Raw genomic sequence first — 14,533 nt, 5'->3', positions numbered from 1 at the left:
GCTGCATCTCGATCGAGGAGGATCGTCAGCCATGACCACAACGCCGTGTCGTCACGGGCGCGCCCGGGTAGGCGTGTTCACCGCAGTCACCGCCCTGTCCGCCCTGCTGCTGCCCGGGTGCTCCATGGCGTCGTCGGATCCCGCCGGGAAGGACACGCTCACCGCCTGGGCCTGGGGATCGCCCGCGAGCGGTCTGAAGGCCACCGCCGAGGAGTTCGAGAAGTCGCACCCCGGTGTCACCGTCAAGGTCCAGGACGTCGGCAACCCGGCGATCTGGGACAAGATCACTTCTGGTATGGCGGCCGGCGGTGAGGGCCTGCCGGACGTCATGGACATCGGCGGCGACTACATGAGCAACTATCTCGAGACGTTCCCCGACGGCTTCGCCGACCTGGGCGGCATGGGTGCGGGCGCCCTGGCGAAGGACTTCCCGAGCGGTCTGTGGAAGGGCGGCCAGAACGCGAAGGGACAGCAGTACGGCGTGCCCTTCGAGGTGAACACCAACCTGGTGTACTACCGCAAGGACCTCTTCGAGAAGGCCGGCGTCGCCATCGGTTCGATCCGCACCTGGGAGCAGATGCTGGCCGCCGGAGTGAAGATCAAGAAGGCGACCGGTGCCGACCTCTTCGCCGTCGACAAGGCGGCCTCGCAGGCCGACTCGGCGAACCTCTTCGAGATGCTCGCCCGGCTGGAGGGCACGTTCTTCTTCGACTCCGAGGGGAAGATAGCGCTGAGCGCCGAGGGGAGTGTCAAGGCGCTGACGTTCCTCAAGGAGGCGAACGACAAGCACCTGGTCGTCGACATCCCGCAGAGCCAGGGCACCACGTCGCAGATGAAGGGGCAGTCCCCCGTCGCGATCATGCCCGGCGCCTCGTGGATGGTCGGCAGCTTCCAGAGCACGGCCCCCGAGATGAAGGGCAAGTGGGGCGTGCGGATGTCACCCGCCATGGAGGAAGGCGGCTACACGGCTTCGTCCGCGGGCGGCACGTACCTCACCGTCGCGAAGTCGAGCAAGAAGCAGAAGCTCGCCTACGAGTACGTCAAGTACAGCATGGCGACGCTCGCCGGCCAGAAGGTCATCACCGAGGCCGACGGACTCTTCCCGAGTTACGAGCCGATGTGGGACACCGCCGGCTTCAAGAAGCGGAACGCCTACTTCGGGTTCGACACCAACCAGCTCGTCATCAAGGCGCTGAGCCAGAACACGCCCCCCGACTACTACACGAAGGACTTCCCCAAGGCGCTCAAGGTCTACGACGACGCGCAGACCCAGGTCCTGGTCAAGGGCGCCGACCCCGGGACGGCCCTCCGGCACGCCGCGACGCTGCTCGCGCAGCAGACCGGCCGGAAGATCGCGAAAGACTGACCTGCGAGGAACCATGTCCGACACCATGAACGCCGGCCTCCAGCCACCGGCGCGGAAGGCCGCGCCACCCGCCCGGTCCGGCACCACACCGCCCCGCCGGCAGCCGGCCCGCAGATCACCGCGCGCTCGCGCGACCCCGTTCGTGTTCCTGACACCCGTCATCGTGCTGTTCCTCGGCTTCAAGGTCTACCCGGTCCTCTACGCCCTGGCCCTCAGCTTCACGCAGAACGTCGGCGGCGTCACCGAGTTCGTCGGCGGCGCGAACTACGGACGGCTCCTGAGGGACCCGCTCTTCAGGACCGCGCTGCGCAACACCCTCGAGATCCTCGTGATCCAGGTACCACTGATGCTCGGTCTCGCGATCGTTCTCGCCGTCGCCCTCAACTCCAAGCTCCTCAAATGGCGTTCCTTCTTCCGGGTCGCCTACTTCGTTCCGATCGTCATGGGCCTCGTGGCCTACGGAATCCTGTTCTCCGCGCTCCTCAACTACCAGAACGGTTTCATCAACTACCTCCTCACCTCGATCGGGCTGCCCCGTGTTCCCTGGCTCACGGACCCGTTCTGGGCCAAGGCATCGATCATCATGGCGATGACCTGGCACTACACCGGCCAGACCACGGTCATGTACCTGGCTCAGCTGCAATCCGTCCCCGGTGAGCTGTACGAGGCCGCGCAGATGGACGGGGCGAACCGCCTCCAGCAGTTCTGGCACGTCACCGTTCCGGGGCTGCGGCCCGCGATCCTGCTCACCGTGGTGCTGTCGACGATCGGTACCCTGCAGCTCTTCGACGAGCCGTACGTACTGACCGGCGGCGGCCCGGACAACGCCACCCTCACCATCGGCATGTACCTCTACTACAGCGCCTTCAAGAACTTCGACTTCGGATACGCCTCCGCGATCGGCTACGTCCTCGCCCTCATCGTCACCGGCGTCTCCGTCGTCCAGATGCTCGTCCTCAGGAGGCGTGCCCGGTGACCCTCGCACACCGTCCGACACCGCTGCGGCGCGTCCGCCCGCCGGTCCGGGAGTCCGGTTCGGCGAGATCGCTCAGCGCCGTCCTCACCGCGGTCGTCGCCCTCGGCGCCGTGCTCATGCTCGTGCCCTTCGCCTGGCTGATCGTGGCGTCGACGCATTCGACGGAGGAGATCTTCTCGTCGCCGCCGGCCCTTCTGCCCGGCGACCGTTTCCTGACCAACCTGACCGGGCTCTTCACCTCACTGCAGTTCGGCGTCGCCGTCCGCAACTCCCTAGTCGTGTCGGCCGTGTACACCGGGCTCGGCATGCTGGTGTGCAGCACGGCCGGATACGCCTTCGCGAAGTTCCGCTTCCGGGGCCGCGACGCCATGTTCACCGTGATCATCGCGTCGCTCGCCCTGCCGGGCCAGGTCACGCTCGTACCGCTGTTCAAGATGATGGTCGCGCTCGGCTGGCTGAACTCCTACCAGGGGCTCATCCTGCCGAACCTCGCCCTGCCGTTCGGAATCTTCCTCATGCGTCAGTCGATGCAGTCCGTGCCCGACGAACTCATCCAGGCGGCACGCGTCGACGGCGCCGGCGAACTGCGCACGTTCTTCCAGATCGTCATCCCCACGATGCGACCGGCCCTGGCCGCCCTCGCCATCTTCCTGTTCCTCGGCCAGTGGAACGATTTCGTCTACCCGCTCATCGTGCAGAGGACCCCGGAGGCGTACACCGTGCCGGTCTCCCTGGCTACGCTGCACGGTGTCCAGTCCACGGACTACGGGCAGATGCTCACCGGCACCCTGATCTCCGTCCTGCCCGTCCTGGTGCTGTTCCTGTTCCTGCAGCGCTATTTCGTCGCGGGTCTTCTCGCAGGCTCCGTGAAACAGTGAACACCCGGGGCAACACACACGGCACGGCTGCTGATCAGGTACTGGTTCGATCGAAAGGGCTGAGATGACGACAGGGAACGGCGGCGAGCCGCCCAAGCGGCGGAGGGGGACCCGTGCGCCGGTCGGCACCACGACACTGGCGCAGATCGCACAGGCCGCCGACGTCAGCGAAGCCACCGTCAGCCGGGTCATCAACCGCAAGTACGGAGTCGCTCCGGCCACCCGGCAGGCGGTCGAGGAAGCACTGAAGCAGGTCGGCTACGAGCGCCCTCTCGACAACCGGCTCGTCGTCATGCTGACCCCCAACCTGAAGAACCCGATCTTCGCTCTCCAGGCCGAACGGATCGAGAACGAGCTCAATCCCTACGGTCTGACGACGATCATCTGCCCCGTGTACCCGGGCACGCCGCGCGAACGGGACTACGTCGAGTCACTCATCGACGCGGGCGTGGCCGCCATCGTCTTCCTGTCCTCGAGCAACACCCTCCGCGACGAGGACCACCGCGTGGTCCAGTTCGTCGAGTCACGGGGCATCCCCTACGTGAGCATCAACGGGGGATTCCCCGACACCGAGGCCCCGGTCGTCTCCACCGACGACTGGCGCGCCGCCGAGCTGGCGGTCGGGCACCTGCGCGACCTCGGCCACCGCAGGATCGGGCTCCTCGCCGGACCGACCGGCAACCTCCCGGCCGACCGCCGGGTCGAGGGATTCCTGCACGCCCTGCAGCGCCACGGCACCGACAACCCCGAACGATTCGTCGTCCGCCAGCACTTCAACGTCGAGGGTGGCCGGCAGGCCGCGGGCGCACTGCTCGCGCAAGGCGTCACCGGCATCGTGGCCTCCAGCGACGAGATGGCCTTCGGCGCGTACCGCGCGGCGGGGCGTGCCGGGCTGAGCGTTCCGAAAGACGTCTCGGTGGTGGGATACGATGACTCGCCCGTACTCGATTTCATCGGGCCGCCCCTCACGACGGTGCGGCAGCCGATCGAGCGCATCGCGGAGAACGTCGCCCGCATCGTCACGTCGCTGATCTCGAACCGGACGGTCGGCACCGAGGAGATCCTCGTCGAGCCCGAGCTGCGGCTTCGGGGGTCCACCGCTCCCGCCCCGGCCGTCACCTGACGCCGGCCGGGTCTCTCCGTCGCGTGTCCCGGGTCACGGGTGGAATCGCCAGCGGCCTTCGGAAAGGACGTCCGTCTTGCCGTCCCTGACACGGAGGGCGGTCTCGTCGTCGATGAAGTAGATCGGGAAGTCCGCCCGCGCGGTGATGCGGTCGGCCCAGAGGTCGTCCCGTTCCGGGAAGTCCGGTGAGTACAGGTGGGGCTTGAGGTACCAGTCGAAGAGGCCGAACGGCGGTTCCACGGTCGTCGTGCCGAGCGCGTGGAGGTCCTCGGTGTCCCCGATGACGTCGGCGGAGTGTCCGGTGAGATGACGGCTGAAGATCATCGATCCGGCGCTGAACCCCACGTAGACCCGGCTCTCCAGTGCTTCCAGGAAGCCGTCGGCCAGGCCGTTGCCGGTGATGCTGCGCGCGAGGTGGTAGTGGTTGCCGCCGCCGACGTGGACGACGTCGGCGTGGCGCAGTCGGTCGAGCACCGTGCGCCGGGGCAGGCCGTTCAGCTCCAGGACGTCGAACTCCCGCCAGCCGAGGCCGTGCAGCCGGTTCATGTCCGCGAGGAGCCAGCCGTGGTCGCCGGGCTCGGCGACCGACGCCGTGGGTATGTACACGACGTTCGCGGATCCGAACGGCTTGCCCAGCATGTCGCGCAGTGCGTCCCGCAGCGTCCCGTTGCGCAGTCCACCCGCCGTCAGCAGAAAGTTCACCGGGCGAGCCAAGCACGCCGCGCGGGCCGGCGCAACGAACCCGGCTCCGGGGGTGTCGCACGGCTATTGCGAAGGACAGACCAGTTCGCCACGGACAGCGCCCTGGACCGGAACGGCGAGAACACCAAGTGGCAGAGGCCGGCTCCGCGGCCGTGTTCGACGCTGCCCGCGACCAGGCCCTCGAAGAGCTCACGAGGCTGGTCGGACGTGTCCGGGCGTGCACCGCGCTCGGCGTGAGCCGGGCCACCTACTACCGCCGGCACCGCCGAAGCCCCGCCCCGGCCGGGCCGCGGCCAGAACGGCGTCCGCATCCCCGCGCTCTCACACCCGAGGAGGAGATACGGGTCCTCGACGTGCTGCACTCCCCGGAGTTCGCCGACATGGCCCCCGCCGAGATCTACGCGATCCTTCTCGACCGGGGCGTCTGCCGGTGCTCGGAGTCGACGATGTGCCGGCTCCTGCGACGCCGTGGCGAGGTCCGTGAACGCCGCCGCCAGGCCGTCCACCCGCCCCGGACGGTGCCCGAGCTGGTCGCCGAGGGCTTGAACCGGGTGTGGAGCTGGGACATCACGAAGCTGAAGGGCCCGGTCAAGGGTGTCTACCACTGCCTCTGCACGATCATCGACATCTTCAGCCGTTACACCGTCGGCTGGATGACCGCCGGCCACGGGAACAAGGACCTCGCCGAGCGGTTCCTGTCCGAGACGATCGCCAAGTACGGTGTCGGGCCCGGCCGGTTGACGATCCACTCGGACCGCGGGTCTCCGATGGTCGCCCAGAACGTCGCCCGGATGATGGCCGGTCTCGGTGTCACCAAGTCGCATTCGCGGCCGAAGACGTCGAACGACAACCCCTACAGCGAGAGCCAGTACAAGACCCTGAAATACCGGCACGACTTTCCCGACCGCTTCGGCTCCGTCGAGGACGCCCGGGCGTGGTGCACCCGCTTCTTCACCTGGTACAACGAGGAGCACCGGCACTCCGGGATGGGCCTGCACACCCCCTACGACGTGCACTTCGGCCTCGCCGAACAGCTCCGTGAGATGCGGGCCGACGTCCTCCGGGCCGTCTACGCGAAGCACCCCGAACGCTTCGTCCGCAAACCACCCGAGCCCCCCGCGGCGGCCTGGATCAACCAGCCGACACCAGACGGCCCACCGATTCCGGCACAGAGTTAGAACGATCTACCTGCCTTGATCGCTTTGACAGGTTCCGCGCCGGGCGGCCGCCGGCCGGGCCGGCACATGGGATCGAGGGCCGTCAACGCGTCGGCGAGTTCGTCCCCGTGGTGGCGCCGGTCAGGCGCTGAGCGGCCTCCACCACGAAGGCCCGCCGTTTCGCCTGCTCACCCGCGGTATCGGCCTCGGCCCCGGTCAGCATGACGGCGAGCTGCGGAACGCTGTACCACCATGCCGCGAGCCCGATGATCATGAACATGAGGTGGCCGGGGTCGATCCGGCTGTTGATGACACCGTCCCGCTGTGCCTGCGCCGCTGCGGCGACCTTGCGGCCGTAGTGCGCCACACGTGCCGTGGCGTTCACCGGCGGTGCCCCTCGGAGGCCTTCCCACTGGAGCAGGCGGGCCAGTTCCGGGTGCTGTCCGTAGTAGTCGAAGGTACGTCCGGCGAACTCGCCCAGGTCGTCGAACTTGAGGCCGTCCGGGGCCACGACGCGGGAGAGTTCCTCGAGTGCCTCCGTGAGTACCTCGTCGAAGAGTGTGTCTTTGTCGCCGAAGTAGGCGTAGAGCCGTTCCTTGTTCACCCCTGCCCGGGCGGCGATGCGCGTGACGGTGGTGCCGTCGGCCCCGAACTCGGCGAACTCGGCGGTCGCGGCCGTCCGGAGCCGGTGACGTGTCTCCTCGGCGGTGCGCTTCATGCCCCGATCCTACCAACGCCAACGTTGCGGTTGGCGCTGTGAGGCGTTAGCGTCACACCACCAGACCCAACGCCAACGTTGGCGTTGGGTGGCTGAATCTGAGGACTGCTGATGAATCTGACCGAGACGACCGCGTTCACTGACCGAGACGGCATCGTGGACGCGGTCACGCGTATGGTCGAAGGCATCGACTTCGGCGACGAGAGCCTGTTGTCTTCCGCGTTCACCGAGGATGCCGTGTTCGACCTCAGCGGTATCGACCACAGCATCCACTCGTTCGAGCCCTATGCGGGCCGCGAGCAGGTGGTCCGGACGTTGATGGAAACGGTGGGAAGGGGAATGGACACCTTCCACGCGCTCTCCAACATCCGGGTGCGGGTCGACGGTGACACCGCACAGCTGACCTGCTACCTGATCGGGCAGCACCACCGCGACGGGCAGGGGCCGTCGGTCGAGTTCCAGGACCACCTCCTGCTGGGCAACCGGTTCGAGACCGACCTGGTCCGCGATCACGACCACGTGTGGCTCATCCGCCGCAACCGCGTCAGCTCGCGCTGGTCCGTGGGCAATCCCGCAGCCGCCGCCATCACCGCCGAGCGGTGAAGTCCCGGCACGCGCATGTGTGCACGGAAACCTTGTTCACCTTCGATGACGGACGCACAGAAGAGGAGACGGCGGTTATGCGGGCGATCGGTCTGAGGGAGTTCGGTGGCCCGGAGGTGTTGCGGGTGATGGAGCTGCCCGACCCGGTCCCGGCCGCCGGCGAGGTGCGCATCCGCGTGCACGCCGCAGCGGTCAACCCCACCGACACGATGCTGCGCGCCGGGGTCGCGCGTGCCTGGTTCGACGGCCGCCCCGGTCCGTACGTGCCGGGCATGGACGCCGCGGGCGTCGTCGACGCGATCGGACCGGACACCGACACCCCGCTGAGGCCGGGGGACCCGGTCGTCGCGATTGTGCGCGCCTACGGTCCGCGCGGCGGCACCTACGCCGAACTCGTCGTGGTGCCCGCGGAGTCCGTGGTGCCGATCCCGGCCGGTGCGGACTTCCCGGCCGCTTCCACGCTGCTGATGAACGCCCTCACGGCCCGTCTGGCGCTGGACCTGCTGGCCGTGCCGGCCGGGCGCACGGTGGCGGTGACCGGAGCGGCCGGTGCCTTCGGCGGATACGCGGTGCAGCTGGCCAAGAGCGACGGGCTGCGCGTACTGGCCGACGCCTCGGCCGCCGACACGCAGTCGGTGATCTCGCTGGGTGCGGACGAGGTCGTATCTCGCGGCGACGATGTCGCCGACCGGTTCCGTGAGCTCGCGCCGGACGGGGCGGACGCCGTGCTCGACGGAGCGGTGCTGGAAGAACTCGTCCTTCCGGCGATCCGGGACGGTGGCGGACTGGCCGTCATCCGCGGTTGGAACGGCCCGGCCGACCGCGGCATCCACATACACCCGGTCCTGGTCACCGAGGTGGCCACCGACCACGCTCGGCTGCTTCGGCTGCGGGACCAGGCGAGCACGGGCGAACTGTCGCTGCGCGTGGCCGACGTGCTGCCGGCCGGTCAGGCCGCCCGAGCGCATCGGCGGTTGGCCGAGGGCGGGGTACGCGGCCGTCTCGTGCTGGACTTCACCGCCTTCTGAAAGTCTTCCCATGACTGCCGGCCAGGGCCGGGGTCTGTCAAACGGGCTCTGGCTCACATTCGGTGGTAACGCATAGCAGCAATGGTTACTGACGGTAAGAGACTCAGGTCAAAGGGGCATACATGGGGGTGTCAGGTTGCGTTCTCGTCCCGGATACGGCGACGGCGCGCGTCTGCGAGTTGCGCAATTAGGGCCCTGGGCGGACGTGACACGCGGTTACCACCGAATGTGAGACAGGGCCGTTCGCTGCACAGACCCGAACCCGGGCAGCTGCTTCGTGTGCTTCAACTCCTCGAACAGCGAACCCATCCGCCACCCCCTCCACCACCACGGTAGAGACGAGCGGCCCCAAGTACAGCCCCACTCAGCGTCCCTCCAGCTCAACCGTTCCCTTCAGAGGAACCGGACTCATGCGCTTTTGACGGTGCGGGCGTGTGAGGAGAAGGCCGAGCACCGCGAATTGGCTCGCCATCGCTGGGGAAGTCAGGCATCCTACCTGCGCCTGCGGCCGTGCCGAAGGGGACTCGGCTCAGGTCATGTGTTCGGGGGAAACATGTCACAGACACGGCATCAAGGCTCAATCGCATCCTCACAGAGCCGAGGGGTCCTGGAGGGAGCTTTCGCTCTGTTGGACGAATTACGGCGCCACGGCGGAGAAGCAAGACTTACGCAGATCGCCGCCGCCTGCGGCCTGCCCAAAGCAAGCGCCCACCGGCTGCTGCACCAGCTGCTTGCGGTCGGCGCCGTCGAACGGCACCACGGCCGCTACCGGGTGGGCTGCCAGCTCTACCGGCTCGGCCAGGCATGGCAGCCCCATCCGGGCCTGCGGCTGGCCGCCCGCCAGCCCCTGCATAAACTGCGCGCCGCAACCGGCGCCAGTGTCGTTGTAGCCGTCCTACACGACGGCCTTGCCCTGACCATCGCCTCCGTTCCGGGAGAAGTGGAGCCGGTAGTGCCAGTGCGTGACGGCATGAGCTTCACCCTGAACACCGCAGCTGGGCAAGTGCTCACTACCAGCCGTCCGCACCGGGTGGCAGATGTACTTGCAGCAGCCGTCCTGGAGCGCGAGCAGGTCCTGGACGGAGTCTGCTGCGCCGCACTTCCGCTGCGATCACCCGACGGACGGCTCCACGCCGTAATCACCGCCATGGTGCCGCCGCACCGACGGCTCGAGGCGGTCGCTGAGCATACCGCGCGGGCCAGCGCCACCATCACAGCCCACCTGACCAGGGCCGCAGCGAGCACGGCTGACCTGCCGCCCGTGCTGCGCCACTGACCGGTTCCGCTCAGCGGAACGCGCGTAGAGCGGTGCCACGTACGGCAGGCAAGGTGAATACCAAGCCGGTGGGGGGACCAGCTAGGCCCGGGAGGGGTTACGGCGCCCCGCCGTCTTGCCGGCATCCGCCGCAACGGACACGCGAACTTCACGTTTTGACACCGCCGCAGGTTCTCGCGGAGGCGGCGGGACGGGGCGTCGGCGAAGTCCGGCGCGGTTGAGTAGCGGCTACTCATGCGGCGCGACGGCGGCATGAGCACGCTCTGTTATGGCAGTTCCGACCACGAACACGACCACGAACATGGGGGGAAAGAATGCGCAAGCGAATCTTGCTCGCGGTCCTGGGGGCCTCGGCCGCCCTTGGCCTGGCAACCACCGGCACCGCGTCCGCCGGGGTCGGCACCGACACCGCCGACGCGGCCTCGGCCGCACCGCATGTCATCGACGTGACGTCGACGGCACAGATCCCGACCGTGAAGGAGGGCGCCGGCGGCCGGGCGAGCCTCAATGCGATCTACCGGCTGACCATGACCAACAACGACCGCGGTCAGTGCCTGGACGGGGACTCCAACACCATCCCGAACGACGGCGCCAAGGTCCAGCTGTGGGCCTGCAACGGCCAGACCAACCAGACCTGGCTCTGGGCTCCGGCGGCCGGTCAGCCCGTCGGCTACTACACGATCCAGAACGCCGACCGCGGTCAGTGCCTGGACGGGGACTCCAACACCATCCCGAACGACGGCGCCAAGGTCCAGCTGTGGGCCTGCAACGGCCGGACCAACCAGACCTGGCTCTGGTACGGGCCCACTCTGACCAACGCCGACCGCGGTCAGTGCCTGGACGGGGACTCCAACACCATCCCGAACAACGGCGCCAAGGTCCAGCTGTGGGCCTGCAACGGCTGGCGCAACCAGGACTGGACCACCCACTCCGCGTGAATGAGGACGGCGGGGTCTCCGGCAGGCCGGGGGACCCCGTTCGTGGCCCCGCCCCCTCTCCAAGTCCATTGAGTGACTCTGTCGGGAATCTTGAGGACGGGCGTCACTTCCCTTGGCGCCACCACAGTGGCCGGGGCAAGTCGCGTGCGTCGAGGTACTGCTGGAATGCTGTGGGAGGGCGGGGCCGGTACGAGCTGTCGGCGGGTTCTTGAAGGCTCAGCCGCTCGACGTTGATCGCGAGTGCGGTCAGGACGTGCTGGACGTGCGTCTTGGCCCAATGCCGGGAAGTTTGCGATACGGGGCTGCTGTCAAGCGGTTCGGCGAAATTGATGTAGCCAGGACGGGGCTCCGCGTAGGACGGAAGTCGACCAAGACACCGTTTCTACGAGGAGCCCCGTTGCTTCAGTCTGGCATGCCCGCACACGTCGATACCGGTGAAACGGCCTTCGCGGCCGGGCACTTGGGAGAGTTGACCCAAGTCATCACGCCGTCACTGGTGGACGAGGTGCTGGCGAAGACCGGCCGTGTACAGGTGCGGGTACGGAAGCTACCTGCGCGGGTGGTGGTGTACTTCGTGCTGGCCATGGCGCTGTTCGGCGAGTGCGGGTATCGGGGTGTGTGGGCCGCGCTGGTCGCCGCGCCGAGTGTGCCGGACGTCGATCCGTCCGCGGCGGCATTGCGCCAGGCCCGGCGCCGGCTTGGATCGGAACCACTGTCTGTGCTGTTCGACCAGGTGAAGGGGGCGGTGGCGGCCGAGGACGCGGTGGGATCGTGGTGGAAGGGGCTGCGGACGGTGGCCTGGGACAGTACGGGCATCCTGGTCGCGGACAGCGAGGCCAACCGGTCGTACTGCGGCCGGGCCTCCGGACGGAATGGAGTCTGCGGCTTCCCCATGATCCGGCTGTCCGCGCTGGTCGAGTGCGGAACCAGGGCACTGATCGACGCGGTACTCGGGCCGTGGACCCAGGCCGAGGAGGCCCAGTGCACGGTGCTGTGCCGGGCACTGCGGCCAGGGATGCTGGTGCTGGCCGACCGAGGCAGCAAGGGCTTCGCACTGGTCCGGTCAGCCGCGGTCACCGGGGCGCAACTGCTGTGGCGGATGAGCGCCGACCTGCAGCCGCCGGTGCTCCATGCCCTTCCAGACGGCACCTACCTCTCGATGTCCACCGGGACCAACGAACGCGACCGGCTGCGCCGGTGGAGCCGCCACAAGCGCACGGCACCACCACAGATCGCCGGCATCGCCATCCGCGTGATCGAGGCCACGGTCGCCGTCCGCGCCGCCGACGGCACGAAGACAACCACGAGCCTGCGGCTGTTCACCACGTTGCTGGACCACCACCGTTACCCGGCTGCCGAACTCGCCGAGCTCTATCACCGAAGGTGGCAAGCAGAGACCGCGTACTCCGGGCTGAAGGTCACGCTGCGCGGACCGGACCGCGTGCTGCGCTCGCAGCACACCGACGACGCCCTCCAGGAACTGCTCGGCCTGCTCGTCGTCTACCAGGTCGCACGGCAGATCGCCATCGACGCCGCCACCCATGCCGGGGTTGATCCGTCCCGGATCTCGCTGGCCGTCACCATCCGCACCGCCCGCCACACCGTGATCACCGCGACCGGCACCACCACACGACACGGCTGCCAGCCCACCCCCGGCATTCGCCAAGCCATCCTGCACCCACGCGAGTTGGCGCCGCGGTACCGCCCGACCAGGATCTTGCCCCGCCGCGTCAAACGCCCGATCTCGACCTTCGCCTACAACGCGACCCGGAAGAACACCCCGCTCACGAACGCGACGATCGCCATCAGTATCACCACAGCCACCGACCGGACACGGAGATGGAGGACCTAAACTTCCCGGCATTGCGTCTTGGCCAGGCCGCGGCACCGGCGTCCGCGGTGGCCGTCCGCGAACTCCTCGATGGTGCCTCGGCCCCGAGCGTCGCCCGTAGAGTCGGCGCCAGTCCGCATCCTGCTGGTCGGCGCGGTTCCTGGTCTGGAGTTCGTGCAGGCGGCGGGTGGGAAAGTACAGGCTGCGAAACGGGCCTGGAGTGCACTTGGCCCGCTCGGGGCAGCGGCCGCACTGGCGGGCGTCGAACCGGACTGTGACCTTGGTCGGCTCGGCCACCGGCAGGTCCTGCCAGTTGCCGCTGACCTGCCCGTTGGGGCAGGTCGCCTCGCGCTGGTCGAAGTCGATGATGAAGTTCTCCCGGCCGAATCCGTCGCCTGCCCGGTGCTGCGGGGTGGTGCTGGGCGGAAGCGGCCCGATCAGGGTGACGCGGTGCAGGCGGGCGGCGGCGTCCATGCCGGCCACGGAGGTGCAGCCGCCGTCGACCAGGTGCCGGTCCGGCAGCAGGCGCAGCCGCCTGAGGCGGGCGTGGATGCCGGGCAGCGCCTGGCTGTCCGCGCTGGAGACGGCGGTGGCCACGTCGGTGATGACGTTGATCCGCTTGTCGTCGCAGGTCTCGGTCACGTGCACGAGGTAGCCGGTCCAGCGGGTGTCGCCGCGGCGCGTCCAGCGCGCCTCGGTCTCGTACGGTGACTCGATCTGAATCCGGGAGGGCGGCCGGCCGTCGCGCTTCGTGCGCGGCCTGAACCGCCCCTTGGCATCCACCAGGAAGTGCTGCACCAGGATCGTTCGGAGCACCTTCGCCTGCGCCGGAGCGCCGCCGGGGAACCGGGCGTCAAGGCGTTGCAGGAGTTCGCGGGCGTCGTTGCCCACCTGCTCCAGGCGGGCGGCGGGGTGGCTGGGCTGGGAGCACAGGCGGACCGGCCGGCCGTAGCGTCGGGCCCCTTCGGCGGTGACCAGCTCATCCAGCACCTCTGGCGCGTCGCGGGCCGCCTCTTCCAGCACGGCGCGGACCGCCTCGGTCACCAGCTCCAGGCGGGCCAACTCCCGTGCGGCGGACAGGACGTGGGTGGAGTCGGTGCGCTGAGTGACGCGCCCCTCGAGCAGGCCGGCCCGTCGGATCCGGGTGAGTGCGAGGCCCAGCAGCCGGTCGGCGCGGTCGCCTTCGGCGAGCGGTCGCGGAAGTCGGACAGGACGCTGTGGTGGAAGCCGGGATCGTCCAGGTCCAGTCCGAGGGCGTACTTGAAGTCGATTCGGCAGCGCACCGCCTCGGCGGCCTGGCGGTCGGAGAGGTTCATCGCGTACTGCAGCACGCAGACGGTGGCGAGCTGGGCGGGTGAAAGCCCGGGGCGGCCGTCACGCGGGTACCAGGCGGTGAAGTCCTCGTCACTCCAGAGGCCGTCGAGGCGGTCGCGGATCCACATCGCGGTGGTGCCCTTGGGGTTGGCCGCGCGGGCAACCCGGGCGGTCAGCGGCGGGATCTCGGCTCCAGAGTGAGGTCGGAGGGACACATCGAGCTCCTGGGGAACGAGGGCGGGACGTTCCAACAAGCCTGACGCAACGTCACAATCATTACTGTCCGTTCTTACTCAGGTTGAACTCGCGGAGTCCGCCGGTCTGATCGCGTCGTCGTCGATGGTCAGACCGGTGGGTGGTAGACAGCCGTCGACCAGGTAGGGCCGGTACTGGATCTTCTTCAGTTTCCGCTTGATCACGCGGGTGAGGTGTGTGAGGTCGGCGGCGGCGAAGTCGGCCAGGTGCCGCTCGAGGAGCGACCAGATCCCCTCGGCCGGGTTCAGCTCCGGTGCGTAGGAGGGCATCTGGAAGATCTGTAACCAGTCCTGGTGCTCCTCGGCGAAGTCGGCCAGCTCCTTGACCAGGTGCACGTTCAGGTTGTCCCAGCACCACACCACCGGGGT

The 14,533-nt window shown here is 68.4% G+C and carries 14 protein-coding genes and 1 pseudogene; 10 read left to right on the top strand and 5 right to left on the bottom strand.

From position 1 onward, the window contains the following. Positions 1-31 precede the first annotated feature (31 nt). From ABZ862_RS27520 to ABZ862_RS27505, 4 genes are all read left to right on the top strand, one after another. Positions 32-1,366 carry a sugar ABC transporter substrate-binding protein gene (locus ABZ862_RS27520; protein WP_360963322.1) on the top strand — a complete coding sequence of 445 codons (1,335 nt, stop codon included), beginning with the start codon at positions 32-34 and terminating at the stop codon, positions 1,364-1,366. 13 nt (positions 1,367-1,379) lie between these two features. Further along, a complete protein-coding gene (locus ABZ862_RS27515; protein ID WP_360963319.1) occupies positions 1,380-2,342 on the top strand; it encodes a sugar ABC transporter permease in 963 nt (320 codons plus the stop codon). Continuing rightward, complete coding sequence (locus tag ABZ862_RS27510; RefSeq protein WP_360963316.1) at positions 2,339-3,220, top strand: carbohydrate ABC transporter permease; 882 nt, start codon at positions 2,339-2,341, stop codon at positions 3,218-3,220. The genes ABZ862_RS27515 and ABZ862_RS27510 overlap by 4 nt, the downstream gene beginning before the upstream one ends. A 64-nt stretch (positions 3,221-3,284) precedes the next feature. Next, positions 3,285-4,343, top strand: coding sequence for a LacI family DNA-binding transcriptional regulator (locus tag ABZ862_RS27505; protein ID WP_360963313.1), 1,059 nt, complete (start codon positions 3,285-3,287; stop codon positions 4,341-4,343). Positions 4,344-4,376: 33 nt separating this feature from the next. On the opposite strand, the gene ABZ862_RS27500 is transcribed toward ABZ862_RS27505, so the two are convergent. Next, a complete protein-coding gene (locus tag ABZ862_RS27500; protein ID WP_360963310.1) occupies positions 4,377-5,045 on the bottom strand; it encodes a Type 1 glutamine amidotransferase-like domain-containing protein in 669 nt (222 codons plus the stop codon). Positions 5,046-5,173: 128 nt separating this feature from the next. On the opposite strand from ABZ862_RS27500, the gene ABZ862_RS27495 reads away from it, so the two are divergent. Then, on the top strand, positions 5,174-6,223 hold the full coding sequence (locus tag ABZ862_RS27495; protein WP_360963307.1) for an IS3 family transposase: 1,050 nt from the start codon (positions 5,174-5,176) through the stop codon (positions 6,221-6,223). Between the two features lie 82 nt (positions 6,224-6,305). Here ABZ862_RS27495 and ABZ862_RS27490 read toward each other — a convergent pair whose 3' ends face one another. After that, positions 6,306-6,920, bottom strand: a complete 615-nt coding sequence (locus ABZ862_RS27490) for a TetR family transcriptional regulator (RefSeq protein WP_360963304.1) — start codon at positions 6,918-6,920, stop codon at positions 6,306-6,308. A gap of 111 nt (positions 6,921-7,031) precedes the next feature. On the opposite strand from ABZ862_RS27490, the gene ABZ862_RS27485 reads away from it, so the two are divergent. The 5 genes from ABZ862_RS27485 (at position 7,032) to ABZ862_RS27465 (ending at position 12,617) form a co-directional block, all read left to right on the top strand. Beyond that, positions 7,032-7,523 carry a nuclear transport factor 2 family protein gene (locus tag ABZ862_RS27485; RefSeq protein ID WP_360963301.1) on the top strand — a complete coding sequence of 164 codons (492 nt, stop codon included), beginning with the start codon at positions 7,032-7,034 and terminating at the stop codon, positions 7,521-7,523. A 77-nt stretch (positions 7,524-7,600) separates the two neighbouring features. Next, a complete protein-coding gene (locus tag ABZ862_RS27480; RefSeq protein ID WP_360963298.1) occupies positions 7,601-8,551 on the top strand; it encodes an NADP-dependent oxidoreductase in 951 nt (316 codons plus the stop codon). A gap of 628 nt (positions 8,552-9,179) precedes the next feature. Then, positions 9,180-9,827: a helix-turn-helix domain-containing protein gene (locus tag ABZ862_RS27475; protein WP_360963295.1), complete on the top strand. Its 648-nt coding sequence runs from the start codon at positions 9,180-9,182 to the stop codon at positions 9,825-9,827. Positions 9,828-10,141: 314 nt separating this feature from the next. Then, positions 10,142-10,765 (top strand): RICIN domain-containing protein, encoded by a 624-nt coding sequence (locus ABZ862_RS27470; RefSeq protein ID WP_360963292.1) that lies wholly within the window; start codon positions 10,142-10,144, stop codon positions 10,763-10,765. Between the two features lie 277 nt (positions 10,766-11,042). Then, positions 11,043-12,617, top strand: coding sequence for an IS4 family transposase (locus ABZ862_RS27465; RefSeq protein ID WP_360963639.1), 1,575 nt, complete (start codon positions 11,043-11,045; stop codon positions 12,615-12,617). A gap of 144 nt (positions 12,618-12,761) precedes the next feature. Here the strand turns inward: ABZ862_RS27465 and ABZ862_RS27460 are convergent. The 3 genes and pseudogenes from ABZ862_RS27460 to ABZ862_RS27450 form a co-directional block, all read right to left on the bottom strand. Further along, a pseudogene (locus ABZ862_RS27460) lies at positions 12,762-13,070 on the bottom strand (IS1182 family transposase); the annotation flags it as partial. 566 nt (positions 13,071-13,636) lie between these two features. Beyond that, entirely contained in the window at positions 13,637-14,125 is a 489-nt protein-coding gene (locus tag ABZ862_RS27455) for a transposase (protein ID WP_360963289.1), read from the bottom strand. Between the two features lie 78 nt (positions 14,126-14,203). Further along, on the bottom strand, positions 14,204-14,533 hold a 330-nt coding region (locus tag ABZ862_RS27450), incomplete at its 5' end, for a transposase (RefSeq protein ID WP_360963286.1).

It is taken from the genome of Streptomyces sp. NPDC047000 (assembly GCF_040644295.1).
GTDB lineage: Bacteria > Actinomycetota > Actinomycetes > Streptomycetales > Streptomycetaceae > Streptomyces.
This window is presented reverse-complemented; position numbering and strand designations above follow the sequence as displayed.